We start from the raw sequence: 623 nt of genomic DNA on the forward strand, positions 1-623 counted from the left end.
GAGCCGGACGGCCGCTGGACGGGGGAGAACTTCGACGGCACCGGATTCGTCCGTGGACTGACCGGAGCCGGACACCTTCCCGAGGGCAGGCGGATCGTCCTGATGGGCGCCGGGGGTGCCGGCAGCGCCATAGCGGCAGCTCTGCTGGCGGCGGGCTGCGCACAACTGACGCTCTGTGACCCGGACACGGCCAAGCTCGCCGCCCTCGTCGCACGCCTGGAGGAACACTGGCCCGGCCGCGCCAGGGGCGAGGCGGCACCGGCTCTCGATGACGCGGACATCGTGGTCAACGCCACCCCGCTGGGCATGCGCCCCGACGATCCGCAGCCGTTCCCCCTGCGGGCCCTGGCCCCGCGGTGCGTCGTGGCGGACGTGATCATGAAGCCGAGGGAGACCGCCCTGCTGAAGGCCGCTGCCGCGCTCGGCCATCCCATCCTTCACGGTGCCCACATGCTCGACCACCAACTCGACCTCTACCGAACCTTCTTCCGGCTCGATGAGCCGCCGGCGCCGTGAGCCGCCGGTGACGAGGTGGAGTCACCGGACCGCTGACACCGGTAGCCGGAGGCCGTGGAGCGGCGACCGCCCGGGTGACGGCGCCGGCGGGGTGGGCCGGCCGCCTG

Annotated in this window: 1 protein-coding gene; it reads left to right on the forward strand. The window is 73.4% G+C overall.

Annotation, left to right across the window (positions count from 1 at the left end):
* The coding region (locus tag IH13_RS0125375; protein ID WP_031088194.1) for a shikimate dehydrogenase family protein at nt 1–516 on the forward strand (516 nt) is incomplete at its 5' end.
* Nucleotides 517–623: the final 107 nt, after the last annotated feature.

It is taken from the genome of Streptomyces sp. NRRL WC-3549 (genome assembly GCF_000721935.1).
In the GTDB taxonomy this organism is placed as follows: Bacteria; Actinomycetota; Actinomycetes; order Streptomycetales; family Streptomycetaceae; genus Streptomyces.